The 26,124-nt window shown below is 64.9% G+C and carries 23 protein-coding genes; 20 read left to right on the top strand and 3 right to left on the bottom strand.

The window, feature by feature from the left end:
- The first annotated feature begins 55 nt into the window (after positions 1-55).
- The 4 genes from ACZBJS_RS22760 (at position 56) to ACZBJS_RS22745 (ending at position 3,724) form a co-directional block, all read left to right on the top strand.
- On the top strand, positions 56-1,072 hold the full coding sequence (locus ACZBJS_RS22760; RefSeq protein ID WP_463439205.1) for an alpha/beta hydrolase: 1,017 nt from the start codon (positions 56-58) through the stop codon (positions 1,070-1,072).
- Positions 1,073-1,177: 105 nt separating this feature from the next.
- Positions 1,178-1,615, top strand: coding sequence for a VOC family protein (locus ACZBJS_RS22755; protein ID WP_168857248.1), 438 nt, complete (start codon positions 1,178-1,180; stop codon positions 1,613-1,615).
- Between the two features lie 29 nt (positions 1,616-1,644).
- Complete coding sequence (locus ACZBJS_RS22750) at positions 1,645-2,133, top strand: VOC family protein (protein ID WP_463439204.1); 489 nt, start codon at positions 1,645-1,647, stop codon at positions 2,131-2,133.
- A gap of 286 nt (positions 2,134-2,419) precedes the next feature.
- Positions 2,420-3,724, top strand: a complete 1,305-nt coding sequence (locus tag ACZBJS_RS22745; RefSeq protein WP_463439203.1) for a phospholipid carrier-dependent glycosyltransferase — start codon at positions 2,420-2,422, stop codon at positions 3,722-3,724.
- A 60-nt stretch (positions 3,725-3,784) separates the two neighbouring features.
- Here the strand turns inward: ACZBJS_RS22745 and ACZBJS_RS22740 are convergent, their stop codons facing one another.
- Complete coding sequence (locus tag ACZBJS_RS22740) at positions 3,785-4,417, bottom strand: OmpA family protein (RefSeq protein ID WP_057016944.1); 633 nt, start codon at positions 4,415-4,417, stop codon at positions 3,785-3,787.
- A 157-nt stretch (positions 4,418-4,574) separates the two neighbouring features.
- Here ACZBJS_RS22740 and ACZBJS_RS22735 point away from each other — a divergent pair, with 157 nt between their 5' ends.
- From ACZBJS_RS22735 to ACZBJS_RS22725, 3 genes are all read left to right on the top strand, one after another.
- Entirely contained in the window at positions 4,575-4,817 is a 243-nt protein-coding gene (locus tag ACZBJS_RS22735) for a hypothetical protein (protein ID WP_057017018.1), read from the top strand.
- A 78-nt stretch (positions 4,818-4,895) separates the two neighbouring features.
- Positions 4,896-6,059, top strand: coding sequence for a winged helix-turn-helix domain-containing protein (locus tag ACZBJS_RS22730; RefSeq protein ID WP_141340502.1), 1,164 nt, complete (start codon positions 4,896-4,898; stop codon positions 6,057-6,059).
- A 196-nt stretch (positions 6,060-6,255) separates the two neighbouring features.
- The gene (locus ACZBJS_RS22725) at positions 6,256-7,581 is read left to right on the top strand and encodes an MFS transporter (RefSeq protein ID WP_141340503.1); all 1,326 of its coding nucleotides are present in this window, start codon (positions 6,256-6,258) and stop codon (positions 7,579-7,581) included.
- A 103-nt stretch (positions 7,582-7,684) separates the two neighbouring features.
- Here ACZBJS_RS22725 and ACZBJS_RS22720 read toward each other — a convergent pair whose 3' ends face one another.
- The gene (locus tag ACZBJS_RS22720) at positions 7,685-7,873 is read right to left on the bottom strand and encodes a hypothetical protein (RefSeq protein ID WP_244558721.1); all 189 of its coding nucleotides are present in this window, start codon (positions 7,871-7,873) and stop codon (positions 7,685-7,687) included.
- 274 nt (positions 7,874-8,147) lie between these two features.
- Between ACZBJS_RS22720 and ACZBJS_RS22715 the strand changes: the two genes are divergently transcribed.
- The 10 genes from ACZBJS_RS22715 to ACZBJS_RS22670 all read left to right on the top strand — a co-directional run bounded on the left by ACZBJS_RS22715 (position 8,148) and on the right by ACZBJS_RS22670 (position 22,132).
- On the top strand, positions 8,148-9,254 hold the full coding sequence (locus ACZBJS_RS22715; RefSeq protein WP_141340505.1) for an efflux RND transporter periplasmic adaptor subunit: 1,107 nt from the start codon (positions 8,148-8,150) through the stop codon (positions 9,252-9,254).
- 55 nt (positions 9,255-9,309) lie between these two features.
- The gene (locus ACZBJS_RS22710) at positions 9,310-12,447 is read left to right on the top strand and encodes an efflux RND transporter permease subunit (RefSeq protein WP_141340506.1); all 3,138 of its coding nucleotides are present in this window, start codon (positions 9,310-9,312) and stop codon (positions 12,445-12,447) included.
- 22 nt (positions 12,448-12,469) lie between these two features.
- Complete coding sequence (locus tag ACZBJS_RS22705) at positions 12,470-13,078, top strand: TetR/AcrR family transcriptional regulator (protein ID WP_141340507.1); 609 nt, start codon at positions 12,470-12,472, stop codon at positions 13,076-13,078.
- Between the two features lie 165 nt (positions 13,079-13,243).
- On the top strand, positions 13,244-13,867 hold the full coding sequence (locus ACZBJS_RS22700) for a flavin reductase family protein (RefSeq protein ID WP_141340508.1): 624 nt from the start codon (positions 13,244-13,246) through the stop codon (positions 13,865-13,867).
- Positions 13,868-14,201: 334 nt separating this feature from the next.
- The gene (locus ACZBJS_RS22695) at positions 14,202-15,443 is read left to right on the top strand and encodes an SMP-30/gluconolactonase/LRE family protein (protein ID WP_463439202.1); all 1,242 of its coding nucleotides are present in this window, start codon (positions 14,202-14,204) and stop codon (positions 15,441-15,443) included.
- Between the two features lie 210 nt (positions 15,444-15,653).
- Complete coding sequence (locus ACZBJS_RS22690; RefSeq protein WP_463439201.1) at positions 15,654-17,921, top strand: acyl-CoA dehydrogenase; 2,268 nt, start codon at positions 15,654-15,656, stop codon at positions 17,919-17,921.
- Positions 17,921-19,204: an acetyl-CoA C-acetyltransferase gene (locus ACZBJS_RS22685; protein ID WP_076826118.1), complete on the top strand. Its 1,284-nt coding sequence runs from the start codon at positions 17,921-17,923 to the stop codon at positions 19,202-19,204. The genes ACZBJS_RS22690 and ACZBJS_RS22685 overlap by 1 nt, the downstream gene beginning before the upstream one ends.
- A gap of 2 nt (positions 19,205-19,206) precedes the next feature.
- Positions 19,207-21,303: a 3-hydroxyacyl-CoA dehydrogenase NAD-binding domain-containing protein gene (locus ACZBJS_RS22680; protein WP_463439200.1), complete on the top strand. Its 2,097-nt coding sequence runs from the start codon at positions 19,207-19,209 to the stop codon at positions 21,301-21,303.
- Positions 21,300-21,761 carry an acyl-CoA thioesterase gene (locus tag ACZBJS_RS22675; protein WP_057016954.1) on the top strand — a complete coding sequence of 154 codons (462 nt, stop codon included), beginning with the start codon at positions 21,300-21,302 and terminating at the stop codon, positions 21,759-21,761. Before ACZBJS_RS22680 ends, ACZBJS_RS22675 begins: the two co-directional genes overlap by 4 nt.
- A gap of 176 nt (positions 21,762-21,937) precedes the next feature.
- Entirely contained in the window at positions 21,938-22,132 is a 195-nt protein-coding gene (locus ACZBJS_RS22670) for a hypothetical protein (RefSeq protein WP_057016955.1), read from the top strand.
- Here the strand turns inward: ACZBJS_RS22670 and ACZBJS_RS22665 are convergent.
- Positions 22,108-22,239: a hypothetical protein gene (locus tag ACZBJS_RS22665; RefSeq protein ID WP_283805960.1), complete on the bottom strand. Its 132-nt coding sequence runs from the start codon at positions 22,237-22,239 to the stop codon at positions 22,108-22,110. The two genes, ACZBJS_RS22670 and ACZBJS_RS22665, sit on opposite strands and share 25 nt — an antisense overlap.
- Positions 22,240-22,268: 29 nt before the next feature.
- Between ACZBJS_RS22665 and ACZBJS_RS22660 the strand changes: the two genes are divergently transcribed.
- The 3 genes from ACZBJS_RS22660 (at position 22,269) to ACZBJS_RS22650 (ending at position 26,120) form a co-directional block, all read left to right on the top strand.
- Positions 22,269-23,099, top strand: a complete 831-nt coding sequence (locus ACZBJS_RS22660) for a DeoR/GlpR family DNA-binding transcription regulator (RefSeq protein WP_168857237.1) — start codon at positions 22,269-22,271, stop codon at positions 23,097-23,099.
- A gap of 340 nt (positions 23,100-23,439) precedes the next feature.
- On the top strand, positions 23,440-24,984 hold the full coding sequence (gene glpD / locus ACZBJS_RS22655; protein ID WP_463439199.1) for a glycerol-3-phosphate dehydrogenase: 1,545 nt from the start codon (positions 23,440-23,442) through the stop codon (positions 24,982-24,984).
- Complete coding sequence (locus ACZBJS_RS22650; RefSeq protein ID WP_141340515.1) at positions 24,981-26,120, top strand: ABC transporter ATP-binding protein; 1,140 nt, start codon at positions 24,981-24,983, stop codon at positions 26,118-26,120. The genes glpD and ACZBJS_RS22650 overlap by 4 nt, the downstream gene beginning before the upstream one ends.
- The last annotated feature ends 4 nt before the right edge of the window (positions 26,121-26,124 follow it).

The raw sequence follows: 26,124 nt of genomic DNA, 5'->3' as shown, positions 1-26,124 counted from the left end.
GCTGCTATGCTCGATCGCGCCGGATCGGACGAAGAAATCCGGAAGGGAGCGAACCATGATGTCATCTGACCATTCGCGGCGCAGCATGATCAAAGGCATCGGCATTGCAACGGCCGCCGGCGTGTTCGGCGCAGCGTCGGCACAGGCAGTGCCCGCGGTTCCTGTCGAAGGAGAAATATGGAGCAACGAATACTGGGCGAAGAAGGATGACATCCCCTTGTGGATGTTCCGCAAGCGGATCGGTGCGCCGAAGCCGGGCGAGCCGGCGCGGCCGGTGGTGTTCTTCGTCCACGGCTCGTCGGTGACATCACGGGTGTTCGACCTCACGGTGCCGGGCAAGGGCGAGTATTCGCTGCTGAACACATTTGCCCGCTACGGCTTCGATTGCTGGACCATGGACCACGAGAACTACGGCAAGTCCGGCCGCACGTCGGGCAATGCGGATATTGCAAGCGGCGTCGAGGATCTGAAGGCCGCGGTCGAGGTGATCGCGCGCGAGACCGGGCAGGGGCGATATCACTTCGTCGGCGAATCCTCGGGCGCGCTGCGGGCCGGCGCATTCGCGATGGCCGCGCCCGAGCGCATCGACCGGCTGGTGTTCGCCGCCTGCACCTACAAGGGCGAGGGCTCGCCGACGCTGGCAAAGCGCGCCGAGCAACTCGCCTATTACCGCAGTCACAACATGCGCAAGCGCGACCGCGACATGATCCGCTCGATCGCGACCCGCGACAGGCCCGGCACGTCGGACCCCGCCGTGGTCGAGCTGCTGGCCGATGTCGAGATGCAGTTCGGCGACCAGATCCCGACCGGCACCTATCTCGACATGACCGCCAATTTGCCGGTGGTGCATCCGGAGAAGGTGCTGGCGCCGGTGCTGCTGGTCCGCGGCGAATATGACGGCATCGCCGCGGTTCCGGACCTCGAGGAGTTCTTCAACAAGCTGCCGAACGGCGATCGGCAGTTCATCATCCTGCCCGGCACCGCCCATTCGGTGGCGCTTGCCACCAATCGGGAGCTGTTCTGGCATGTGACGCGGGCATTCCTGACCATGCCGACACCGATTGTGACCTGACGTCACCCTGCGGCAGGACGCCGCAAGAAAAATCGGCGCGGTGATGTCGGGACGCGGCGAGGCGGTTCGTCCTCGGGGCACAACCCGCGAAAAGGAGCGCCTTTCATGGCCAAGCCGACAATGATCTTCGTCAACCTGCCGGTCAGCAATCTCGCCCACGCGACCGCCTTCTATGAGGCGATCGGCGCGACCAAGAACGCGCAATTTTCCGACCACACCGCCTCCTGCATGGTGATCTCAGACACGATTCACGTCATGCTGCTGACGCACGACAAGTTCCGCGAATTCACCCCGAAGAAAATTGCCGACACCAAAACCACGAGCGAAGTGCTGATCTGCCTGTCCGCCGACAGCCGCGACGCGGTCGACGGCTACGTCGCCAAGGCAACGGGCGCGGGCGGCAGCGCCGATCCGTCGCCGCAGCAGGATTACGGCTTCATGTACGGCCGCAGCTTCGAGGATCCCGATGGTCACATCTGGGAAGTGATGTGGATGGACGTCGAGGCGGCGATGAAGGCGCAGTCCGCCGCGGCGATCGCCTGATCGCATCCCGCCATCACGAGGAGCTCAGCATGTCGAAGGTATCTCCCTGCCTGTGGTTCAACGGCGAGGCCGAGGAGGCCGCGAACTTCTACGTCTCGCTGCTGCCCGGTTCGCGGATCGAGACCGTCCAGAAGAATGTCATCGACAGCCCCGGCGGAAAGGCCGGCACGGTGCTGCTGGTCGAATTCACGCTCGCCGGTCAGCGCTTCATGGCGCTGAACGGCGGGATGAGGATGGAGCATACCCACGCGGTCTCGTTCGCGATCGACTGTGTCGACCAGGCCGAGGTCGATCGTCTGTGGGACGCGTTGCTCGCGGCCGGCGGCACCGCCGAGCAGTGTGGCTGGCTGCGCGATCGCTATGGCGTCGCATGGCAGATCGTGCCGGCGGCGATCCGCCAATATCTCGGCGGGCCCGACGCCGCCGGCGCCGCGCGTGTGATGCAGGCCGTGCTCGGGATGATCAAGCTCGATATCGAAGGCCTGCGCCGGGCCTATCAGGGTGAGGCGGCGGCGTGAGGTAAGGCTTCGCTGGCATCGCCCGGCTCGCCGCCTTCGCTAACGCTTCGGCGAGCCAGGGATTCGTGGCCTCGTCGAAGCCTTGGCGTAGACGGACCGGGCGATCCAGCATTCCAGAGATTTCGGTGCGCGGCCAACAGGCCGCGGCGTACTCGATGCCCCGCATGAAGCGGCATGACAGTATGGGCACGATGGTTCCGTCACATGACCGTGGCGACGGATCGCGGATGCAGCTGATATCGTATAATTATCGCTGGCTGCGTTCCCCTCGCACCGTGCTTGCCCTTTGAACATCGTATCCAAATCTCCTTCTGTTCCGCGAAGTCCCGCCGCGCGCGCGGCGATCGTCGCGGCAATCGTCTTCATCGTCGCCCATGTCGTGCTGCTGCTCGGGATCACCGCGCCGGACAAGCTCTATTTCGATGAGGTGCACTATGTGCCGGCGGCGCGGCAGATGCTGCTGCCGGTGCGCGAGGCCCCGATCCTCAATCCGATGCATCCGCCGCTTGCCAAGGAGATCATCGCCCGCTCGATCAAGGCATTCGGCGATGGGCCGCTGGGATGGCGCTATCCCGCGGCGCTGTTCGGTGCGCTGGCGCTGGTCGGCGTCTATCTCGGCGGGCTTGCGCTGTTCGCGTCGCAGCAACGCGCGATCGCTGCCGCGCTGCTCGCCTTCTTCAACCAGATGCTGTTCGTGCAGTCGCGGATCGCGATGCTGGATATTTTCGCGCTCGCTTTCGGCCTGTTCGCGATCGCGGCGTTCGTCCACGGCTTCAGGCAACAGCAGCCGCAATTCGCCCTTGCGCTGGCGGGGCTGTTCGCGGGGCTTGCCAGTGCCTGCAAATGGAGCGGGCTGTTCGTGCTCGCGACCTGCATCGCGATCGTCGCTGCGATCCGCTTGATGCAGGGCTGGCGCACGCGCTTTGCCGACGCCAATGCGGAGGATTGGTACCGGCCGGAGCTGTGGCCGGATTTTCGTGTTCCGCACTTCATGGTCTGCTTCGTGCTGATCCCGGCGGCCGTCTATCTCGCGACCTTCGTGCCGCTCTACGGCCTCTCGTTCACGGATATCATGGAGGCGCAGCGTCGCATCTTTGCCGACAACACCACGGCCGCCATCGCGGGCCACACCTATATGAGCTCATGGCCGTCCTGGCCGTTCCTGGTGCGCCCGGTCTGGTACCTGTTCGAGAAGGTCGGCGATGACAGGTTCGCCGCGATCGTGCTTCTCGGCAACCCGCTGGTGCTGTGGCCGGCATTGATCGCGCTGATCATTGCGCTGCGCGACTGGATCGTCGGGCGCGGCCGTGATGCATTTCTCGTGCTGGCGTTCTACCTCGGCCCGTATCTCGCCTGGGCGCTGCTGCCGCGCACGCTCGGTTTCATCTATTACTATCTCCCCGCGGCGACCACCGCGAGTTTCGTGCTGGTCTACGCCTTGACGCGCAAGGGTGCGCCGCGCTGGCTGCTGTGGGCGTTCGTTGCGGTTGGATGCGCAGGGTTTGTTGCGATGCTGCCGGTCACGGCCGCTGTCATCGAGACGTCGATGGCGACGTTCAACCGCCTGATGCTGTTTCAGGGCTGGATATGACGGTCTTTGAAGTAGTGATCCGCCTGCCGGGCATGGCAGGCGGATCGGGGCTGCGGGAGATTACTGCGAGGCGGTCTTGGTATCCATGTTGACGACCTGCACGCGTCGATTGGTCGGGTCCATCGGCGCGCTCGGGTCCTTCGGCCGGGTCTTTCCGTAGCCGACCGTCACGAGATCCGAGCCGTTCAGGCCGTAATGTTCGACCAGAAATTTCTTGATGGTGTCGGCGCGGCGCTCCGACAGGTCCTGGTTATAGGCCTCGCCGCCGATCGCGTCGGTGTGGCCGGCGACGACGAAGGTCGAGCCCTTCATGCTGGCATCGGACAGTGCCTTGCCGAGCTCCTGCACCGCCTGGGTCGAGCCCTTGCTGATGTCGGCCGAGTTGTAGTCGAAGTGGATCTCCAGATCGATCTTCGGCTTGTTCGCCGCGATGTCGGCGATCTCCTGGCGTTCAACGCGCGACAACGAACGGGTCTGCCGGTTGCGGACGGTGTTGAGGAAGCTTGCCTCCTTGGCGGAAGCCGCGAGGTCGACCTGCGTGCCGGCGGAAAGGCCGCGGGTGGCCGACTTCGGCTTCAGCGCATTGAGAATCTGTGCGGCAGGAACGGCCTCGCTGCCGGCCAGTGCGACGCCCGCCGTCATCGACAGCGCGGCGCCGATCGTCAGAAAAGACAAGGAAAAAGAGCGGGTCATGGTTTTCGTCCTCAAATGTCGGGCTAGCCAATCCGGCTTGCTGTCGTTTTGATGCTGGAAGAATAGGACCGGTTCAAAGCCCGGAATGTGATCTGGGTCACGGTTGGGTGTGCCGCCCCGCCTTGCGCCAGGCAGGCAGACGGGAAGCGAGGACATCATGGCCAACGTCAATCGTGTCCTCCGCTCGATCAATGACGAAGCTGCCTCGCGCTGCGTCGATATCTTCCTTCGCCCGGACGGCAGCATCGGCTTCGAGGAATATCGGCGGGACGTCGAAGATGGCCGTGGCTGGTTTCCGGTCGGCGGTCATTCGTCCCGCATCTTCCATGGAGAAAGCGCCGCGCTCGCGGCGGCGATCGGGGACGTTCCGTGGTTGCGGCGGGTCGTCGGATCGACGTAGCCGTTCCGAATGATGCGGAGCTGATTTCCGCCGCGCGGCTCTCCACAGCTGCGCGAATCTCACTACATTGCTGGGGCAATGTCCCGCGCCGCCGAACCCCTTTCGTTGAACAATGCTGTGGCCCGCCATATCTGGCTGCGCGCGCAGCGGCTCGATACCCAGGTGCCGTTCGGTGAGGGGGCGTCAGCGGTGGCGGCCGCCGTCGATCATCTCGGCTATGTGCAGATCGACACCATCAACGTGATCGAGCGCTGCCATCACCACATCCTGTTCAGCCGCATTCCGGACTACCGCCGCGCCGACCTCAAGCAGGCGCAGAGCCGGGACAAGAGCGTGTTCGAGTACTGGACGCACGCGCTGTCCTACATTCCGTCCAAGGACATCGGCTTCTTCCTGCCGGCGATGAAGGCGCACAAGCGCGAGGGCCACAAATGGTTCTCGTCGGTGACCCCGGCGGATACGCGCAAGGTGCTGCGGCTGCTTCGTGCCGGTCCGCTGACGATCCGCGACATCGATGACGACGTGCTGACCGAGAAGGAGCATCTCTGGCAGAGCCGCAAGCCCTCCAAGCGCGCGCTGCAGCTCGCCTTCTACGGCGGCGTGGTCACGATCAGCGAGCGCGCCGGCATGCTGAAGACCTATGAGTTGATGACCCGGCACTTCGGCTGGGACAAGCCGCCGAAGCCGGCCCCGGCCTCGGCCCGGACGGCCTATCTGCTCGACCGCGCGCTGCGCTCACAGGGCATCGTCAGCCTGGATTCGATCTGCCATCTCGACGCGCCGAGCAAGAAGGCGGTGCGCAGCCTGATCGAGGCGAGGGTGCGCCGCAAGGAGCTGGTGCGGATCGCGCTCGATGGCGCCGGCAAGCAGGAGCATTGGGCGCGGCCCGAGGTGCTGGACGCGACCGGCGAGGGTGATCCCACCCTGGTCCACATCCTCTCGCCGTTCGATCCGCTGATCATCCAGCGCAAGCGCACCGAGCTGTTCTTCGGCTATGGCCACCGTTTCGAGGCCTATGTGCCGAAGGAGAAGCGCCTGTTCGGCTATTTCGCGCTGCCGGTGCTGGTCGGCGACGACGTCGTCGCCGCCCTCGACCTCAAGACCGACCGGCAGAACAAGAAGCTCCTGATGCAGAAATGGAGCTGGGTCGGCAACGGCAAGAAGCAGGCGGCACGCAAGGAGCTGAAGCGGCGCATCGAGGAAGAGCTCGACCGCTTCGAGCGCTTCCAGCTGGCTGAATAGGGTGGCTCCGTCATTGCGAGCGCAGCGAAGCAATCGCGCCACAAGCGGATAAGTGGATTGCTTCGCTTCGCTCGCAATGACGCCGTGCACAAAACGCACAGGTTTCCCGTTTGCGCTGTGAGCTATGAGTTTTTGCCATTGCTCAATGTGGGGCCAGCCAATAATCCTCACGGTAAGCAACACCCGGGGAAAGCTCATGAGCCAGACAGCTACCATCGCGCCCGATCGCGGCGCCCGCAGCGAGATCGAGACGTCGACGATCCGCGCGATCTCCTGGCGGCTGATCCCGTTCCTGATCCTGGCCTACTTCTTCTCCTATCTCGACCGCGTCAATCTCGGTTTCGCTGCGCTCACCATGAACAGCGAGTTGAAGTTCTCGCCGGTGGTGTTCTCGTTCGGCGCCGGCATCTTCTTCATCGGCTATTTCATCTTCGAGGTGCCGAGCAATCTGGCGCTGGAGCGGTTCGGCGCCAGCAAGTGGATCGCCCGCATCATGGTGAGCTGGGGCGTCCTCTCGGCGTTGATGGCGGCGGTCTATGACGAGCACAGCTTCTACGCGCTGCGCTTCTTCCTCGGCGTCGCCGAGGCCGGCTTCTTCCCCGGCATCATCCTCTATCTGACCTACTGGTATCCGGCCGAGTATCGTGCGCGCTTCCTCGCCGCCTTCGCGCTCGCGGTGCCGATTTCGACCGTGATCGGCGCGCCGATCTCCGGCCTGTTGCTCGGCCTCGACGGCGTGATGGGCTTGAAGGGCTGGCAGTGGCTGTTCGTCATCGAGGGCATTCCCTCGGTGCTGCTCGGCATCGTCACCTGGTTCTATCTGACCGACCGGCCGGAGAAGGCCGAGTGGCTCTCGGCCGAGCAGAAGGCGTGGCTCAAGGCAAAGCTCGACGCCGAGGTCGCGGCCAAGCAGGCGGCGAAGCATTTCACCTTGGGCGAGGCGCTGTCCTCGCCCAAGGTGCTGGCGCTCAGCGCGATCTATTTCGGTTTCGTCGCCTCGCTCTACGGCATGCAGTTCTGGCTGCCGCAGATCGTCAAGGCGTTCGGTCTGACCAACGCGCAGACCGGCTTCGTCACCGCGATCCCGTACGCATTCGGCACCGTCGCGATGATCCTGTGGGCGCGCCGTTCCGATGCCACCCGCGAGCGCGTGTTCCATGTCGGCGCGCCGCTGCTGCTGACCGCGCTGGCGCTCGCGGTCTCCAGCTACATCACCGATCCGGTCATGACGATGGTGGTGCTGACGGTCGCCGCGATCGGCGTGTTCTGCACCTTCGCGGTGTTCTGGACGCTGCCGACCGCCTGGCTCTCCGGCACCGCTGCCGCCGGCGCGATCGCGCTGATCAACTCGATCGGCAACCTCGCCGGTTTCGGCGGGCCCTATCTGATCGGCTGGGTCAAGGAAGCCACCGGCAGCACGTCGACCGGCCTGCTGGTGCTGTCGCTGTTGCCGCTCGCCGCGGGCCTGCTGGTTTTCCTCGGCAGCCACGAGACCAAGACCGAGTTCGCCGGCGCGAAGTAGCGATGACGCGTGCGCCGTGACGGGTTGCGATGGGTAGAGCATTGGGCAACCGCGGCGAGATGATGAGTCTCGCTGCGCTCTACCCATCCTGCGACCGGGCTAGCTAGATCGGATAGCGCCACTTCAGCGCGCGGCGCACGAAGAAGATCGCGACCAGCGTGGTGCCGAGCGCGGCAAGCCAAGCCCACATCAGGACGCCGCCCTGTGCCAGGGCGTAGCGCTCGGCGAACGTCAGCGCGACCAAAACGCCGATGAGCCCTACGCCAGACCAATAGAGGGGCGAACGCAGCATTCCAGTCGCAGCATGTTCAGCCGCGCGTTCGCGCGCTCTGCCTACCGACCAGACCAAGAAGCCGGCGTAACCAAGGGCAAAGATCCATGACATCGCCGCAACCTCGCACGCCGGTGCTTCCGGGACCGTAAAGGACGGAAGCGAAAGTCGAGGTATCGGGCGGAGGAGCCTGATCACGGCCAACCTCACGAATAGGTTATCACTGACGAATATTGACATTTATCAGTGATAAATCGATACTCTTCATCAGTCGTCAGCCTGAAGGAGATTTCAGATGTTCGTTCGTTCCGTTTTCTCGAGCTATTACAGGCTCTTGACGGGAGCATCATTGGCTTTCGCGGTGTTCGCGCTGACCGGCTGCAATGAAAAGGCGGCTGAAAACGCCGATCCGGGGCGCCCCGTTCTGGTGGCGACCGTCCATTATGAAGCTGAAACCCCTGAGCGCAGCTTTGTCGGCACCATCAAGCCCCGTATCGAAGCCGATATGGGCTTTCGGGTCGCCGGCAAGGTGGCCAAGCGGCTGGTCGAGGTCGGACAGACAGTCGACGTCGACCAGCCCTTGGCCACCCTCGACGAGGTCGACCTGAAGCTGCAGGCCGAGCAGGCGGAGGCGGAATTCCGCGCCGCCACCGGCGTGCTGGCGCAGGCCGCCGCCGCCGAGCAGCGCGCCAAGGATCTGAAGGCCAAGGGCTGGACCACCGACGCGGCACTCGATTCCGCCAAGGCCGCCGGCGACGAGGCCCGCGCGCGGCTGAACCGTGCCGAGCGCTCGGTCGAGCTGACCAGGAATTCCCTCTCTTATGCAACGCTGGTGGCCGACACCCGGGGTGTCGTCACAGCGACCATGATCGAGCCCGGCCAGGTGGTTGCCGCGGGCCAGGCTTCGATCCGTGTCGCCCGACTTGGCGAGAAGGAAGCTGTCGTCGCGATCCCCGAGACGCTTCTTGCTCGTGCCAGGTCGGGCGTAGCCACGGTGACGCTGTGGTCGGACGCCAAGAAGAGCTATGCCGCCAGGCTGCGCGAGGTCGCGCCGCAGGCCGATCCCGCCACCCGCACCTATCTCGCAAAATTCTCGCTGCCGGACGCGGACGAGGCGGTCTCGCTCGGCATGACCGCGACGCTGACGCTGGCCGACAAGGCGAGCGAGCGCGTCGCCAAGTTGCCGCTGTCGGCGCTGTACAGCCAGGGCGGCGATCCCTCGCTCTACATCGTCGACGACAAGGGCGACATCGCGCTGAAGCCGGTCAAGGTGAAGGCCTATGAGAGCAACAACGTCGTGATCTCCGGCGGCGTCGACGATGGCGCCAAGGTGGTCGCCCTCGGTGTGCAGAAACTCGATCCGAGCCAGAAGGTGCGGGTCGTGTCGTCGCTGTCGTTCTAACCCTCGCATAGCAGCGGAAACGGTTCTGGGACTGGTCTAGAACTTGGAGAGTTCGATGAAGCGCTTCAACCTTTCGGCCTGGGCGGTCAGCCATCCGACGCTGGTCCTGTTCCTGATGATCATCCTCGCCGCCGCCGGCTTCTTCTCCTATGAGAAGCTCGGCCGCGCCGAGGATCCGTTCTTCACCGTCAAGGTGGTGAACGTCTCGGTGATGTGGCCGGGCGCGACCTCGCAGGAAATGCAGATGCAGGTCGCCGATCCGATCGAGAAGAAACTGCAGGAGCTGCCGTTCTTCGACAAGGTGCAGACCTATTCCAAGCCGGGCTTCACGGCGATGCAGGTCTCCTTCAAGGATTCGACCTCGCCGAAGGACGTACCCTATCTCTTCTATCTGTTGCGCAAGAAGCTGGTCGATGTGCAGGGCGAGCTGCCCTCCGGCATCCTCGGTCCCGTCGTCAACGACGAATTCTCCGACGTCGATTCGATCCTCTATATGATGACCGGCGACGGCGCCAATTATGCGCAGCTCAAGAAGGTCGCGGAGGGCTTTCGCCAGCGCCTGCTGAAGGTGCCCGGCGTCACCAAGATCGATCTGTACGGCACCCAGGACGAGCGTATTTTCGTCGAGTTCTCGCATGCCAAGCTGGCGACGCTCGGCATCACGCCGCAGGCGCTGTTCGATTCGCTCGCCAAGCAGAATAACGTCACCCCGGCCGGTACCGTCGAGAGCTCATCGCAGCGCGTGCCGCTGCGCGTCACCGGCGCGCTTGACGGCGTCAAGGCGGTTGCCGAGACGCCGGTCGAGAGCAACGGCCGCGTGTTCCGGCTCGGCGATATCGCGACCGTAAGCCACGGCTATGTCGATCCGCCGAGCTTCAAGGTGCGTCAGGAAGGCAAGCCGGCGCTCGGCATCGGCGTCGTCACCGCCAAGGGCGCCAACATCCTCGAGCTCGGCAAGGAGGTCCAGAAGGCGACCGCCGAGTTCCTGAAGGCGGTGCCGCAGGGCGTCGATGTCCAGCAGATCGCCGACCAGCCCAAGGTGGTCGAGCACGCCGTCGGCGAGTTCGTGCACTCCTTCGTCGAGGCGCTCGCGATCGTGCTGTTCGTCTCCTTTGTCGCGCTCGGCTGGCGCACCGGCATCGTGGTCGCGCTGTCGGTGCCGCTGGTGCTCGGCATCGTCTTCATCGTGATGAACGCAATGTCGCTCGACCTGCACCGTATCACGCTCGGCGCGCTGATCATTGCGCTCGGCCTTTTGGTCGACGACGCCATTATCGCGGTCGAGATGATGGTCGTGAAGATGGAGCAGGGCTGGGACCGCATGAAGGCGGCGTCCTTTGCCTGGGAATCCACCGCGTTTCCGATGCTCACGGGAACGCTGGTCACGGCCGCTGGCTTCCTCCCCATCGGCTTTGCCAATTCTGCGGTCGGCGAATATGCCGGCGGCATCTTCTGGATCGTGGCGATCTCGCTGGTCGCCTCCTGGTTCGTCGCGGTGATCTTCACGCCCTATATCGGCGTCAAGCTGTTGCCCAACATCAAGGTGCACCAGAACCACGATCCGCACGCGATCTACGAGACGCGGATGTATCGCGGCCTGCGCAGCGTCGTGCAGTGGTGCGTCGATCACCGCATCAAGGTGGTGGCGGCGACCGTCGGCGTCTTCGTTGCCTCCATCGTTGCGTTCGGCCACGTCCAGCAGCAGTTCTTCCCGCTGTCGGAGCGGCCCGAGCTGTTCCTGCAGCTGCGTCTGCCCGAGGGCACCGCCTTCAACGTCACCGAGAAGGCGGTGAAGCAGGCCGAAGGGCTGCTGAAGGGCGATGACGACATCCAGACCTACACCGCCTATGTCGGCCAGGGCTCGCCGCGCTTCTGGCTCGGCCTCAACCCGCAGCTGCCGAACGAGGCCTTTGCCGAGATCGTGATCCTCGCCAAGAACGTCGAGGCGCGCGAGCGCGTCAAGGCCAAGATCGAGCAGGCTGCCGCCGACGGCGCTTTGAACGAGGCGCGGGTCCGGGTCGACCGCTTCAATTTCGGTCCGCCGGTCGGCTTCCCGGTCCAGTTCCGCGTGATCGGCCCCGATGCCAACAAGGTGCGCGACATCGCCTACCAGGTGCGCGACGTCATGCGCCAGAACAAGAACGTCAAGGACGTCCAGCTCGACTGGAACGAGCAATCGCCCTACCTGAAGCTCGCCGTCGACCAGGATCGGGCGCGCGCGCTCGGCCTGACCCCGCAGGACGTCTCGCAGGCGCTGGCGATGTTGATCTCGGGCGCGCCGGTCACCACGATCCGCGACGGCATCGAGAAGGTCGGCGTGGTCGCCCGCGCGGTGCCGTCCGAGCGGCTCGATCTCGGCCGCGTCGGCGATCTCACCATCACCACGCGCAACGGCGTCGCCGTCCCGCTGCAGCAGATTGCCAAGATCGAATATGCGCATGAGGAGCCGATCCTGTGGCGGCGCAACCGCGACATGGCGATCACCGTGCGCTCCGACGTCGTCGACGGCGTGCAGGCGCCCGACGTCACCAACCAGATCTCGCCGAAGCTGAAGGACGTCCAGGCCCATCTCGAGCCGGCCTACCGGATCGAGCCGGGCGGGGCGTTCGAGGAATCCGCCAAGGGCAATGCGTCGATCTTCATCCTCTTCCCCGTGATGGTGATGGTGATGCTGACGCTGCTGATGATCCAGCTGCAGAGCTTCTCGCGCCTGTTCCTGGTGTTCCTGACCGCGCCGCTCGGCATCGTCGGCGCCTCGCTGGGGCTCAACGTCGCCAACCAGCCGTTCGGCTTCGTGGCGCTGCTCGGCCTGATCGCGCTCGCCGGCATGATCATGCGCAACGCCGTGATCCTGGTCGACCAGATCGAGAGCGACGTGGCGTCCGGCCTGACCCGGCGCGAGGCGATCGTCGAAGCCACCGTCCGGCGCGCCCGGCCGGTGGTGCTGACGGCCCTGGCCGCCATCCTCGCCATGATCCCCCTGTCGCGCTCGGCGTTCTGGGGCCCGATGGCGATCACCATCATGGGCGGTTTGTTTGTTGCGACTTTCCTGACCTTGCTGTATCTGCCGGGCCTTTACGCCCTCTGGTTCCGCAAGACCCTCGAGGAAAGCGGCTCCGAGCAAACCGATACTGCGCCGCAGCATGCCGGCGATGCGCAACGCGCATTTTCGCTTGCTGAAGCGGCCGAATAATTGAAGATTGAGCAGGCCCAACATGACGCTGATCTCGGAACATAGCGAAACCGACACCCGCGAGCGGATTCTCGTGGTGGCGGAGCGCTTGTTCCGGCAGATCGGGTATCAGAAGACGACGGTCGCCGACATCGCCAAAGAGCTGCGGATGAGCCCCGCCAACGTGTACCGCTTCTTCGATTCGAAGAAGTCGATCCACGAGGGCGTAGCCCGCGGCCTGATGGGCGAGGTCGAGATCGAGGCCCGGCGCATCGCGCGCTCGGAAGGGCCGGCGGCGCCACGATTGCGCCAGATGATGACGACCATCAATCGCATGAACACCGAGCGCTATGTCGGCGATTCCAAGATGCACGAGATGGTCGAGATCGCGATGCAGGAGGACTGGGACGTCTGCGTCGCGCATATGGAGTGTATCGCCTCCATTATCGGCGAGGTGATCGCGCAAGGAGCCGCGTCGGGGGAGTTCGAGATCAAGGACCTGCAGCTCGCCTCGCTGTGCGCCTGCACCGCGATGATGCGGTTCTTCCACCCGCAGATGATCGCCCAATGTGCCACCAAGCCGGGCCCGACCATCGACCAGATGATCGATTTCGTGATCGCCGGCCTGTCGCCGCGCGGCCGCGCCAATTGAGCGCCAGCCCTTGAGCGCCAGCACTGACATTTTCGTCAGTTGACTCCTTTGTCATTCCGGGGCGATGCGTAAGCATCGAACCCCAATGCGCAATCGCGCATTGTGGAATCTCGAGATTCCGGGTCTGGTCCTTACGGACCATCCCGGAATGACGAGGACGCAATCGTGACCGCCAAAGACCTGCATTTCTACGAGCCGAAGAACGGCCACGGCCTGAAGCACGACCCGTTCAACGCCATCGTGGCGCCGCGGCCGATCGGCTGGATCTCCTCGCGCGACAAGGGCGGCAACGTCAACCTCGCGCCCTACAGCTTCTTCAACGCCTTTTGCTACGTGCCGCCGATCATCGGCTTCTCCTCCACCAACTGGAAGGATAGCGTCGCCAACATCCAGGACACCGGCGAGTTCGTCTGGAATCTGGCGACGATGGATCTCGCCAAGCACATGAACGCGACCGCGGCGCATGTCGCGCGTGATGTCGACGAGTTCAGGCTCGCGGGGCTCACGCAGGTCGCCGGCAAGCTTGTCAACGTGCCGCGGGTCGCCGAAAGCCCGGTGTCGTTCGAATGCAAGGTGAGCCAGATCGTCCAGCTCCAGGGCGCTGACGGCAAGAAGGCCGAGGCCTGGCTGACGCTCGGCGAGGTCGTGGCCGTCCACATCGACAAGGCCTTCATCAAGGACGGCGTCTACCAGACCGGCCTCGCGCACCCGATCGTCCGCGCCGGCCGCCGCGGCGACTACTTCGAGATCAAGCCGGAAAACATGTTCGAGATGATCCGGCCGGATTGAGTGCTGCTCTATCCTCCCTCTCCCCGTTCTTCACGGGGTCGAGACGAGCGAAGCTCGCTCTTAGAGGGTAGGGTGAGGGGCTGCTTCCACCAGTTGTGATGGTCGTGAGACCTGTACCCCCTCACCCGAAATTCAAGCTGCGCTTGAATTTCGACCTCTCCCCGCAAGCGGGGCGCGGTAAGAGACGTCGCTCCGCAACGACGGCCCGCACCACAACAATGTGAAATTTCCGCGCGCGGGGATGAAAAACCGTCACTCGCAACCTCTCCGAGAGCAGTCTAACCTCCACTCGCCAGGCCGGATCAACGGCCGGCCAACAGAGTGGGAGGATGCGATGACACGCCACGAGCGGAGCGATCCGAACGAAGAACAACGCGATCCGAATGTTTCACGGCGCACGCTGGTTCAGGGACTGGCGGTTTCCGCCGCCGCCGTCGCGGGCATCGGCAGCGCGCTGGCCCAGAACGCGCCCGCGCCGGTCGGGCCGCCGACGACGATCACCAGCCCGCCGCGCGACTTCAGTCCGCGCGGTGCGCCGACCACCTATTTCTGGGACCCCGACATCATCGCGGTCGATCCGTCCTTCAACGACCTTGCCCAGCCCAACACCTCGATCAAGCGCCTCTATACCGGCCTGTTGTGGGCGGAAGGCCCGGCCTGGAGCTCGCAGGGCCGCTATCTGCTGTGGAGCGACATCCCGAACAACCGGCAGATGCGCTGGTCGGAAGATGACGGCCATGTCAGCGTCTTCCGCATGCCGTCGAACTACTCGAACGGCAATTCATTCGACTTCCAGGGCCGCCAGCTGTCCTGCGAGCATCTCACCCGCCGCGTGACGCGCTACGAGAATGACGGCACCGCGACCGTGCTCGCCGACAACTATCAGGGCAAGCGGCTGAACTCGCCGAACGACGTCGTCGCGCATCCGGACGGCAGCTACTGGTTCACCGATCCGCCCTATGGCGGCCAGCTCTATGAGGGCGAGCCTGATGCCGCGGGCGGCCCGAGCAATCCGGCCGGCAAGCTCAATCCCCGGATCGGCCAGCCGGCGGGCTTCGTCCCGGCCAAGCGCGAACTGCCGACCAATTGCTATCGCATCGACCCGTCCGGCCGCGTCGATCTCGTGGTCAGCGAGGACCAGGTGCCGGATCCGAACGGGCTCTGCTTCTCGCCCGACTACAAGAAGCTCTACGTGGTCTCGACCGGCAAGGGACCGGGCGATAGCGGACCCGGCGGCAAGGGTGACGTTTTCGTGTTCGATGTCGGCGCCGACAACAAGCTTTCCAACGGCAAGCGGTTCAGCGATTTCACGATCGACGGCGTGAAGTGCGGACCGGACGGCATCCGCTGCGACGTCAACGGCAATGTCTGGTGCTCGAGCAATGCCGGTCGCGCGGTCGGGTACAGCGGCGTGACGGTGTGGTCGCCGGAAGGCAAGCTGCTCGGCCGCATCCGGCTGCTCGAGGTCTGCGGCAACATCACCTTCGGTGGTCCCAAGCGCAACCGTCTGTTCATGGCCGCAAGCCAGTCGCTCTACGCGGTCTATACCGCAACCCAGGGAGCGGGGCCCGCCTAGCTCGTCCTGCATGGGGATGGCGTCTGCGCCATCCCCGGCTACCTGATTGTCGCAGCTCAGCTTTCGGAACTGAACCCGTGGCCTGCCGTTAACAGAATGGCGCCTGGGCCGCGTCAATTTCGCTTTATCTGCGAAGCGAAGTGTTCACCGGTGAACGGCACTTTCCGATAAGATCACCCATCCGCGCCGCCGTTTCATGAGGGATCCGCCATGAGCTTCCGCCGCGACTATATGACAAAACCGATCTTCTCCTGGGCGCGTGGCGTGCTGCCGACGATGTCGGACACCGAGCGCGAGGCGCTGGAAGCCGGCGACGTCTGGTGGGACGCCGATCTATTCACCGGCAACCCCGACTGGTCGAAATTGCTGGCGTTCGCGCCGGCCAGATTGACCGAGGAAGAGCAAGCCTTCCTGCACGGTCCGGTCGACGAGCTCTGCAGGATGCTCGACGAGTGGAAGATCAACTGGGAATGGCGCGATCTGCCGCCCGAGGTCTGGGCTTTCATCAAGGCCAAAAAATTCTTCGGCATGATCATCCCGAAGGAATTCGGCGGCCTCGGCTTCTCGCCCTACGCGCATTCCGAGGTGGTGCGCAAGATCTCGTCGCGCTCGCTGACCGCGGCCGTCACCGTGATGGTGCCGAACTCGCTCGGGCCCGGAGAGCTCTTGATGCGCTTCGGCACCAAGGAGCAGCAGGACAAATGGCTGCCGCGCCTCGCCTCCGGACAGGACATTCCCTGCTTCGGCCTGACCAGCCCGGAGGCAGGCTCCGACGCCGCCTCGATGATCGACACCGGCATCATCTGCAAGGGCAATTTCGAAGGCCGTGAGGTGCTCGGCTTGAGGCTCAACTGGCACAAGCGCTACATCACGCTCGGCCCGGTCGCGACGCTGCTCGGCCTTGCCTTCAAGGCCTATGATCCCGATCACCTCGTCGGCAGCGAGGAAGAGCTCGGCATCACCGTCGCGCTGATCCCGACCCATCTGCCGGGCGTGTCGATCGGCCACCGCCATCTGCCGGCGATGCAGGTGTTCCAGAACGGCCCGAACTGGGGCAAGGACGTCTTCATCCCGCTCGACTACATCATCGGCGGCGAGGCACGGCTCGGTCAGGGCTGGAAGATGCTGATGACGGCGCTTGCCGCCGGCCGCGGCATCTCGCTGCCGTCGCTGTCGGCGGCCGGCGCTGCCTATGCCGCGCGTACCACCGGCGCCTATGCCCGCGTCCGCGAGCAGTTCGGCATCTCGATCTCGAAATTCGAAGGCATCGAGGAGCCGCTCGCGCGTATCGCCGGCACGGCCTATCTGCTCGACGCCGCACGGCGGCTGACCTGCGCCGCACTGAACGAGGGGCATCATCCCGCCGTCATCTCCGGGATCATGAAGTTGCACGCCACCGAGCGGATGCGGATCGCGATCGATGACGCCATGGACATCCATGGCGGCAAAGCCGTGATCGACGGGCCGCAGAATTATCTCGGCGGGCTCTACCGCTCGGTGCCGGTCGGCATCACGGTCGAGGGCGCCAACATCCTGACCCGCAATCTGATCGTGTTCGGGCAGGGCGCGATCCGCGCGCATCCTTATTTGTTGCTGGAGATGAACGCGCTCGGCGAGACCGACCGCGACAAGGGTCTGACCGCGTTCGACATCGCGTTCTGGAAGCATGTCGGCCACAGCTTTGCAACCATGTTCCGCGCCTGGGGCCGCAGCTGGAGTTTTGGGATGTTCGCACCGGCGCCGGATGCCGGCGATGCGACCGAGTTCTATCGCCAGCTGTCGCGCTATTCGTCGGCGTTCGCGCTGTGCGCCGACATGGCGCTGCTCACCCTCGGCGGCGCGCTGAAGCGCAAGGAGATGCTCTCGGCACGCTTCGGCGACATCCTGTCCGAGCTGTATTTGCTCTCCGCTGCTTTGAAACGCTGGCAGGACGAGGGCCGGCAGAAGGCGGATCTTCCCGCGCTCGAATGGTGCATGGAGTCCGGCTTCAAGACCATCGAGAACCGCTTTGCGGAAATCTTCGCCAATCTGCCGAACCGCCCGATGGCTTGGCTGCTGAAATTCCTGATCCAGCCGTTCGGCGCCCGCGTCACGGGCCCGACGGACCGCGTCGTGCAGCAATGCGCGCAGCTCGTGCTGTCGCCGTCGGCGGCGCGCGACCGCCTGACGCCGGACCTCGCCTTTGTCGAGGATGACGGCGGCATCGCAAGGCTGGAGAAAGCCTTCCGCCTCGTCACCGAGGCCGAGGATGCCGCTAAGCAGCTGCGCGCGGCGCGTCTGCATGACTGGAAGGAGGCGGTCAAGAAGGGCGTTATCACCGAGGCCGACGGCGAGAAGCTTGCCGCTGCCCACGAGGCCGTCGCCAAAGTCATCGAGGTCGATGATTTTGCGCCGGAGGCGCTGTCCCCGATTTACAAGAAATCCGCCGACGTGCATCAGTTCTTCCAGGAGCTTGGTGAGCAGAGGGCGGCGAGCTGATGGCGCGACCAGTCTTTATTGTCGACGGCAGCCGGACGCCGTTCCTGAAAGCGCGCTCCGGTCCCGGCCCGTTCACCCCGGTCGATCTTGCCGTGCAATGCGGCCGGCCGCTGCTGGCGCGGCAGCCTTTCGCGCCCACCGCCTTCGACCAGGTCATCCTCGGCTGCGTCAACGTGATCGCCGACGAGATGAACCCGGCGCGCGTTGCGGCTCTCAGGCTCGGCATGGGCGAGCAGATGGTCGCCTTCACGGTGCAGATCAATTGCGGCTCCGGCATGCAGTCGATCGACACCGGCTATCGCTACATCCGCGAGGGCATCTCCGACCTGATCCTCGCCGGCGGTGCCGAAGCCTTGAGCCACGCGCCGCTGGTCTGGCCCAATTCGGGCGTGCGCTGGTTTGCCGGCTTCGCCGGCGCCAAGGGGCTAGGTGCCAAGATCGCCGCGGCGCTGAAGGTGAAGCCGAGCTACTTCAAGCCGATCATCGGCCTCGAGCGTGGACTGACCGACCCGATCACCGAGCTCAACATGGGGCAGACCGCCGAGAAGGTCGGTCATCTCTTCGGCATCACCCGCGCCCAGTCCGATGCATATGCTGCCGAGAGCCATCAGCGGCTGGCCAACGCGCAGAAGCAGGGCTTTCTCAAGGGCGAGGTCGAGACCGCGTTCTCCCGCGACGGCAAGTTCTTCGACCATGACGACGGTGTCCGCCCGGACTCGACCCCCGAGACCCTGGCGAAGCTGAAGCCGGTGTTCGAGCGTCCGTGGGGCCAGGTCACCGCCGGCAATTCCTCGCAGATCACCGACGGCGCCTCCTGGGTGATCCTGGCGTCGGAGAAGGCGGTGGCCAAGCACGGGCTGACGCCGAAGGCCGTCATCCTCGACAGCCAATGGTCGGCGCTTGATCCCTCGATCATGGGCCTCGGCCCGGTGCTCTCGGCGAGCGCGCTGCTCAAGCGCAATAGCCTGACCTTGCAGGATGTCGAGACCTGGGAGCTGAACGAGGCCTTCGCCACTCAGGTGCTGGGCTGCCTCGCGGCATGGAACGACGAAAAATTTTGCCGCGAGATCCTTGGGCTCGATGGCGCGGCCGGCGAGATCGACCGCGCGAAGTTGAACGTCGACGGCGGCGCGATCAGCCTCGGCCATCCGGTCGGCACCAGCGGCAACCGCATCGTGCTGCATCTGGTCAATGCGATGAAGCGGCTCGGCACCAGGCGCGGCGTCGCCACCGAATGCATCGGTGGCGGGCAGGGCGGCGCGATGTTGATAGAGACGGTGTGATCATGGATTCACGGATCATGGACGTTCTCTCCGGCCGCGTGCTCGAACTCGGGCCGAAGCCTGCCGCCGACAGTCCCTACAAGAATTTCAAGCTGACGCGCGATGACGACGGTATCGCCTGGCTGCTGTTCGACCGCGCCGGCGCCAGCGCCAACACGCTGTCCGCCGATCTACTCGAGGAGCTCGATGCCATCGTCGCGGCGCTGGAGAACCAGCGGCCGACGGGTCTCGTGGTGCGCTCGGCCAAGCCAAGCGGCTTCATCGCCGGCGCTGACGTCAATGAGTTTCGCGGCGCCAGCGATTCCAGCGCGGTCGAGACCGCGATCGGCCGCGCCCATGCGGTGATCGACCGGCTCGAGGCGCTGCGCGTGCCCTCGGTCGCCGTCATCCACGGCTTCTGCCTCGGCGGCGGCCTCGAGGTCGCGCTGGCCTGCCAGATGCGGATCGCGATCGACGATGCCAGGTTCGGTTTCCCAGAGGTGATGCTCGGCCTGCATCCAGGTCTTGGCGGCACCGTGCGCTTCACCGAGCTGGTCAACCCGATGCAGGCGATGACCTTGATGCTGACCGGCAAGACCATCGACGCGCGCCGCGCCAAGGCGCTCGGCCTGGTCGACGCCGTCACCCAGGAGCGCCATGTCCGCAACGCGTCGAAGGATGCGGTGTTCGGCCGGCTGAAGCGCGCCAGGCCGGGCGCGCTCAACTCGATTCTCAATCTTGGTCCGGTCAGGGGCTTCCTCGCCTCGCGGATGCGCAGCGAGGCCGAGAAGGCCGCGCCGCGCAAGCATTACCCGGCGCCCTATGCGCTGATCGATCTGTGGGAGAAGCACGCCGGCAACCGCTCGGCGATGCTGAATGCGGAGAAGGCCTCGTTCGCCAATCTGATGGTGACGCCGACCGCGCAGAACCTGATCCGTTTGTTCTTCCTGCGAGAGCAGATGAAGAAGCTCGCCGGCAGCGGCAACAAGGTTGCGCACGTCCATGTCATCGGCGCCGGCGCGATGGGCGGCGATATCGCGGCCTGGTGCGCCAACCAGGACATGCTCGTGTCCTTGGCCGACATGAAGGCCGAGCCGATCGCGGGCGCCATGAAACGAGCGTCAGAGTTGTTCGGCAAGATCATGCGCAAGCGGATCGACCAGCGCGACGCGCTCGACCGGCTGATCCCCGACATGGACGGCGAGGGCGTCCGCAATGCCGATCTGATCATCGAGGCGGTGCCGGAAAAGCTCGAGCTGAAGCAGAAGGTCTATGCCTCTCTCGAGCCGAAGATGAAGCCCGGCGCGATCCTCGCCACCAATACGTCGAGCATCCCGCTGCAGGATCTGCGCACCACGCTGGCACGGCCGGAGCGGCTGCTCGGCCTGCACTTCTTCAATCCGGTGTCGCGGCTGCAACTCGTCGAGGTCGTCAGCCATGACGGCACCGATGCGGCGATGCTCAAGGAGGCGCTCGCGTTCGTCGGCGCCATCGACCGCCTGCCGCTGCCGGTGAAGAGCTCGCCGGGCTTCCTCGTCAACCGCGCGCTGACGCCCTACATGCTGGAAGCGATGATGATGCTGGACGAGAAGACCGACCAGCGCCTGATCGACGCGGCCGCCGTCGAGTTCGGCATGCCGATGGGGCCGATCGAACTCGCCGACCAGGTCGGCCTCGATATCTGCCTCGATGTCGGCGACATGCTGCGCTCGAAGTTCGGCGACACGCTGCCGCCGACGCCTGCGTGGTTGCGCGAAAAAGTCGCCAAAGGCGAGCTCGGCCGCAAGACCGGCAAGGGCTTCTACACCTGGAAGGACGGCAAGGCGGAAAAGGCGCCGCTGCCGGAGACCGGTCCCCGGGTCACCGATGAGATGATCGACCGCCTGGTGCTGCCGATCTCGAATGTCTGCGTCGCCGCCTTGCGCGAGGGCATCGTCGACAATCCCGATATGGTCGACGGCGCGATGATCTTCGGCACCGGCTATGCCCCGTTCCGCGGCGGCCCGCTCAACTATGCGCGCAGCCGCGGCGTCGACGATGTGGTGTCGGCCATGCAGGCCTTGATGCGCAAGTTCGGCGGACGATTTGCGCCGGATCCCGGCTGGGAGGCATTCAAGTGAGCGATTCGCAAGTGACCGGCTCGCAAGTGACCGACGCCCACGCTCACGCGCCGCTGAGCAACGACGCCGAGCCGAAGGGCGATCTCTGCATCCGCACGCTGGCGATGCCGGCCGACACCAATGCCAATGGCGACATCTTCGGCGGCTGGCTGCTCAGCCAGATGGATCTCGGTGGCGGCGTGTTCGCCTCCAAGGTGGCGAAGTCGCGCACCGTGACGGTCGCGATCGACGCGATGAACTTCCGCAAGGCGGTCAATGTCGGCGATCTCGTCTCCGTCCACGCCAATCTGGTGCGCATCGGCCGCACCTCGATTACGGTGCATCTCGAGGCCTGGGTGCTGCGCCGCCGCGAGCAGCAGTCGATCCTCGTGACCGACGGCAATTTCACCTATGTCTCGATCGACGAGCAGGGCCATCCGCAACCGATTCAGCGCGACGGCGCGACGATCGAAACCTGACATTTTTCGCGCGCCAGTGCCGCTGATTCGGTGGGAAAGGAAACGCGTCGAAACTGAGTCCGGAGCGTGGTTTGATTGCAAAAACCCGGAGTTTTTGGCGCTTCGCCGCGCAAAATAATCGAGGAACAAACAGCCAGCGACTCCGTTGTCGGGCCGAAGTCAAACCGAGGCTGACAATGTCCGACAGTTACGTGATCGAAGTGAGTTCGCAGACGGCAGGTATCGTGGTGCGCGATACGCGTGGTTATCAGTTCTTTGCTGCATCGCACCTTTTTGACCGCCTTGAAGGCCAGATCTTCCGCAATGCGCGCGAGGCCGAGCGCGCGGCGCGTCGGCTGCTCGCCGGTCAATCCATGCAGATGGCATCGTAGAACGCCTTCGCGTCATTGCGCATGGCCCGGGCGAAGCGTCCACCGTCGCCCAGGCCTTCCCTGACCCGGCACTGCACGTTGACCTCCGTGCCGAACGGTCGCACCATGGGCGACTCGCCGTTTCAAGGGGGCCGCCGTGGCCGGACTCTCCCATCGCCAGACTGAAATCCTCAACATCGCGCGCGCGTTCGGCCGGGTCATGGTCGAAGACCTCGCCAAGCGGTTCGAGGTGTCGGCGCAGACCATCCGCAAGGACCTCAACGATCTCTGCGACCAGCGCTCGCTGACCCGCATCCATGGCGGCGCGATCATCGCCTCGGGCGTCGAGAACCTCGCTTACGAGGCGCGCCGCTTCGTCGCCGCCGAGGAAAAGAAGGCGATCGGCGCGGCCGCGGCGGCACGGATTCCGAACGGCTGCTCGCTGTTCATCAATATCGGCACCACCACGGAAGAGGTCGCGAGCGCGCTGACCTCGCATGAGGACCTGCTGGTCATCACCAACAACCTCAACGTCGCGATGCTGCTCTACCGCCATCCGCGCATCGAGGTGGTGGTGGCCGGCGGCACGGTGCGCCGCGCCGACGGCGCCGTGGTCGGCTCCACCGCGACCCAGCTGATCGGCCAGTTCAAGGTCGACTACGCCATCATCGGCGCATCCGCCATCGACGAGGAGGGCGCGCTGCTCGACTTCGACTATCGCGAGGTGCAGGTCGCGCAGGCGATCATCGCCAATGCGCGCAACGTGATGCTGGTCTCGGACTCGACCAAGCTGCGCCGCAGCGCGCCGGTGCGGATCGCCCATATGAGCCAGATCCAGACCTTCGTGACCGATTCACCGCTTCCAGCGGGCCTCGCCAATATCTGCCACAGCCGCGGTATCGAGGTGGTCGTCGCGATGGACAAGCCGCAAGTCGATCTCGACGACAACGCCGCCGACGCGGCACCCGCGGCGCTGCGCAGCGCGTAGTTTGCGATCTCGCTGCTGAGGCATCGTCCTCGCACAGCTTTTTCCCCGTCATCCTGAGGAGCGCGCTCTTGCGCGCGTCTCGAAGGGTGAACGGCCACATTTGGGCCGCGCACCCTTCGAGGCTCGCCCAGCGGCGCAATTGCGCCGCAAGGCTCGCACCTCAGGGTGACGGTCTAGTACCGGATGCGTCGAACGTAACCTGCCCCCAGCCGCAATCACCCGCCCAAAAATCCGCAGCCCGAGTTCCCCATTTTCACTTTGCTTTCGTTTTTGGTTGTGATTTACTCCAATACGAAAGTAAAACCGTCAAAGCGAAGGCGGTTGCCGGGGGAAGCGTTCTTTGGACCAGATTTACGACCTCGCCATCATTGGAGGCGGCGTTAATGGCTGCGGCATCGCACGCGATGCGGCGGGCCGGGGTAACTCTGTTTTCCTCTGTGAAATGAATGACTTGGCTAGCGGGACGTCGTCCTGGTCGACCAAGCTCGTGCATGGCGGTCTGCGCTATCTCGAATATTACGAGTTTCGTTTGGTGCGCGAGGCGCTGATCGAACGCGAAATCCTCTGGCAGATCGCGCCCCACATCATTCGGCCGCTACGTTTCGTTTTGCCGCACCACGCCGGCCTGCGTCCGGCCTGGCTGCTGCGGCTCGGCCTCTTCCTCTACGACCATATCGGCGGCCGGCATTTGCTGCCGGCGACGCGCTCGGTCGATCTGACGCGCGACGCGGTCGGCAAGCCGCTGATCCCGGGCCGCTACACCAAGGGCTTCGAATATTCCGACTGCTTCGTCGACGATGCCCGGCTGGTTGCGCTGACCGCGCGCGATGCCGCCGATCGCGGCGCCGAGATCCGCACCCGCACCCGCGCGGTCGAGATCAGGCAAGTCGACGGCGTCTGGCACGTCACGGTCGAGGACAGCGTCACGGGTGCCCGCGACACGATCCAGTCACGCGTGCTGGTCAATGCCGGCGGTCCCTGGGTCGAACAGGTCCTGGCCTCGGGCGCCGGCGTCAACGCGCGCGCCAAGGTGCGCCTGGTGCAGGGCTCGCACATCGTGGTGCCGAAGCTCTACGACCACGACCGCGCCTACATCTTCCAGAACGCCGACGGCCGCATCATCTTCGTCATTCCCTATCAGGGCGACTTCTCGCTGATCGGTACCACCGATCGCGACTATGACGGCGATCCGGCCAAGGTGAAGGCGACGCAGGAGGAGATCGAATATCTCTGCGCGTCCGCCAGCGCGTATCTCGCCAAGCCGGTGAAGCCCGAGGACGTGGTCTGGAATTACTCCGGCGTGCGTCCGCTCTATGACGACGGCGCCAGCGAAGCCAAGGCCGCGACTCGCGACTATGTGTTCGAGCTCGATACGCCCGGCGGTGCGCCGCTACTGTCGATCTATGGCGGCAAGATCACGACCTATCGCCGCCTCTCCGAAGAGGCGCTGGAGCGGCTGTCGCCTTATCTCCGCGGCACAAAGGCGCAGGAGGGCTGGACCGGCAAGGCGCCGCTGCCCGGCGGCGACATGGATGTATCCGCGGTCGCGGCGCTGAGCGCCGAATTGATCCGCACCTATCCGTTTCTCGCGCAATCGCACGCCAATCGTCTCGCGCATGCCTATGGCACGCGCGCCAGCAAAGTCTTGGGCAATGCAACATCGACGGCCGATCTCGGCCGCTCCTTCGGCGCCACCTTGACGGAAAGCGAAGTCAGGTACCTGATGACGAACGAATGGGCTCGGACTGCGGACGATGTCGTCTGGCGACGATCCAAGCTGGGCTTGCGGATGACGGCGGGTGAAATCGCCGCGCTCGACGAGTGGATGCTCGCCAACCGCGTGTCCGGTGAACGTCCCCTCCACGAAGCGGGAGGACGGGCATGAGCGTTACATTGCAGAATGTCACGCGAACCGTGGATGGCATTCCGACCATCCGCGACGTGTCGCTGACGCTGGAGCGTGGCACGCTCAGCGTGCTGCTCGGGCCGACGCTGTCGGGCAAGACCTCGATCATGCGGCTGCTCGCCGGCCTCGACAAGCCGACCACCGGCCGCGTGTTGGTCGACGGCAAGGACGTCACCGGCGCCGACGTGCGGCAGCGTTCGGTCGCGATGGTCTATCAGCAGTTCATCAACTATCCCTCGCTGACGGTCTACGAGAACATCGCCTCGCCGCTGCGCGTGCAGGGCAAGCCGCGCGCCGAGATCGAGCGGCGGGTGGCGGAAGCGGCCGGCCTGTTGCGGCTCGAGCCGTTCCTGAAGCGCACGCCGCTGCAACTCTCCGGCGGCCAGCAGCAGCGCACCGCGATCGCGCGGGCGCTGGTCAAGGGCGCCGACCTCGTGCTGCTCGACGAGCCGCTCGCCAATCTCGACTACAAGCTGCGCGAGGAGCTGCGCGCCGAGCTGCCGCGCATCTTCGAGGCCTCCGGCGCGATCTTCGTCTATGCCACCACCGAACCGTCGGAAGCGCTGCTGCTCGGCGGCGACACGGTGTGCATGTGGCAAGGCCAGGCGCTGCAAACCGGCGCGACGCCGAAGGTCTACCGCCATCCCGACACGCTGCGCGTTGCCCAGGTGTTTTCCGATCCGCCGCTCAACATCATCGGCATCGAGAAGAAAGGCGCGCAAGTGATCTATGCCGGCGGCGAGCAGGCGCCCGCGGCCGGCCTCTATGCCAATCTGCCCGATGGCCGCTACCGGACCGGCTTCCGCGCGCACCAGCTCGAGGTCGGGAACGTCGCGGCCGGCCGCCACAAATTTTCCGCCGCGGTGACGGTGACCGAAATCACCGGGTCGGAGAGCTTTGTGCACGTCCATGTCCACGGCTCGAACTGGGTCGCGGTTCTCCACGGCGTGCACGAATATGAACCCGGGCAGGTGCTCGATGCCGCGCTCGATCCCGACAACATCTTCGTGTTCGACGCCGCCGACCGCCTCGTCGCATCGCCCGCGACCTCGTTTTCGGGCAACGTGCATCGCAGTGCGCGCGCTGCAAACGCGTCAGCCGGCAACGGCACGTGAGGGA

It is taken from the genome of Bradyrhizobium sp. KZN70725, from assembly GCF_055264925.1.
Note: the sequence above shows the minus strand (reverse complement) of the source record. Positions and strands in the feature narration are given on the sequence as shown.

Bases quoted from the DNA above. Each gene is read 5' to 3' on its own strand.
- ACZBJS_RS22760 (WP_463439205.1), top strand. From the start codon at position 56: ATGATGTCATCTGACCATTCGCGGCGCAGCATGATCAAAGGCATCGGC.
- ACZBJS_RS22720 (WP_244558721.1), bottom strand. From the start codon at position 7,873: ATGCTGCGTTCGCCCCTCTATTGGTCTGGCGTAGGGCTCATCGGCGTT.
- ACZBJS_RS22750 (WP_463439204.1), top strand. From the start codon at position 1,645: ATGTCGAAGGTATCTCCCTGCCTGTGGTTCAACGGCGAGGCCGAGGAG.
- ACZBJS_RS22730 (WP_141340502.1), top strand. From the start codon at position 4,896: ATGTCCCGCGCCGCCGAACCCCTTTCGTTGAACAATGCTGTGGCCCGC.
- ACZBJS_RS22705 (WP_141340507.1), top strand. From the start codon at position 12,470: ATGACGCTGATCTCGGAACATAGCGAAACCGACACCCGCGAGCGGATT.
- ACZBJS_RS22670 (WP_057016955.1), top strand. From the start codon at position 21,938: ATGTCCGACAGTTACGTGATCGAAGTGAGTTCGCAGACGGCAGGTATC.
- ACZBJS_RS22650 (WP_141340515.1), top strand. From the start codon at position 24,981: ATGAGCGTTACATTGCAGAATGTCACGCGAACCGTGGATGGCATTCCG.
- ACZBJS_RS22685 (WP_076826118.1), top strand. From the start codon at position 17,921: ATGGCGCGACCAGTCTTTATTGTCGACGGCAGCCGGACGCCGTTCCTG.
- ACZBJS_RS22755 (WP_168857248.1), top strand. From the start codon at position 1,178: ATGGCCAAGCCGACAATGATCTTCGTCAACCTGCCGGTCAGCAATCTC.
- ACZBJS_RS22715 (WP_141340505.1), top strand. From the start codon at position 8,148: ATGTTCGTTCGTTCCGTTTTCTCGAGCTATTACAGGCTCTTGACGGGA.
- ACZBJS_RS22665 (WP_283805960.1), bottom strand. From the start codon at position 22,239: ATGGTGCGACCGTTCGGCACGGAGGTCAACGTGCAGTGCCGGGTCAGG.
- ACZBJS_RS22725 (WP_141340503.1), top strand. From the start codon at position 6,256: ATGAGCCAGACAGCTACCATCGCGCCCGATCGCGGCGCCCGCAGCGAG.
- ACZBJS_RS22695 (WP_463439202.1), top strand. From the start codon at position 14,202: ATGACACGCCACGAGCGGAGCGATCCGAACGAAGAACAACGCGATCCG.
- ACZBJS_RS22735 (WP_057017018.1), top strand. From the start codon at position 4,575: ATGGCCAACGTCAATCGTGTCCTCCGCTCGATCAATGACGAAGCTGCC.
- ACZBJS_RS22710 (WP_141340506.1), top strand. From the start codon at position 9,310: ATGAAGCGCTTCAACCTTTCGGCCTGGGCGGTCAGCCATCCGACGCTG.
- ACZBJS_RS22690 (WP_463439201.1), top strand. From the start codon at position 15,654: ATGAGCTTCCGCCGCGACTATATGACAAAACCGATCTTCTCCTGGGCG.
- ACZBJS_RS22740 (WP_057016944.1), bottom strand. From the start codon at position 4,417: ATGACCCGCTCTTTTTCCTTGTCTTTTCTGACGATCGGCGCCGCGCTG.
- ACZBJS_RS22680 (WP_463439200.1), top strand. From the start codon at position 19,207: ATGGATTCACGGATCATGGACGTTCTCTCCGGCCGCGTGCTCGAACTC.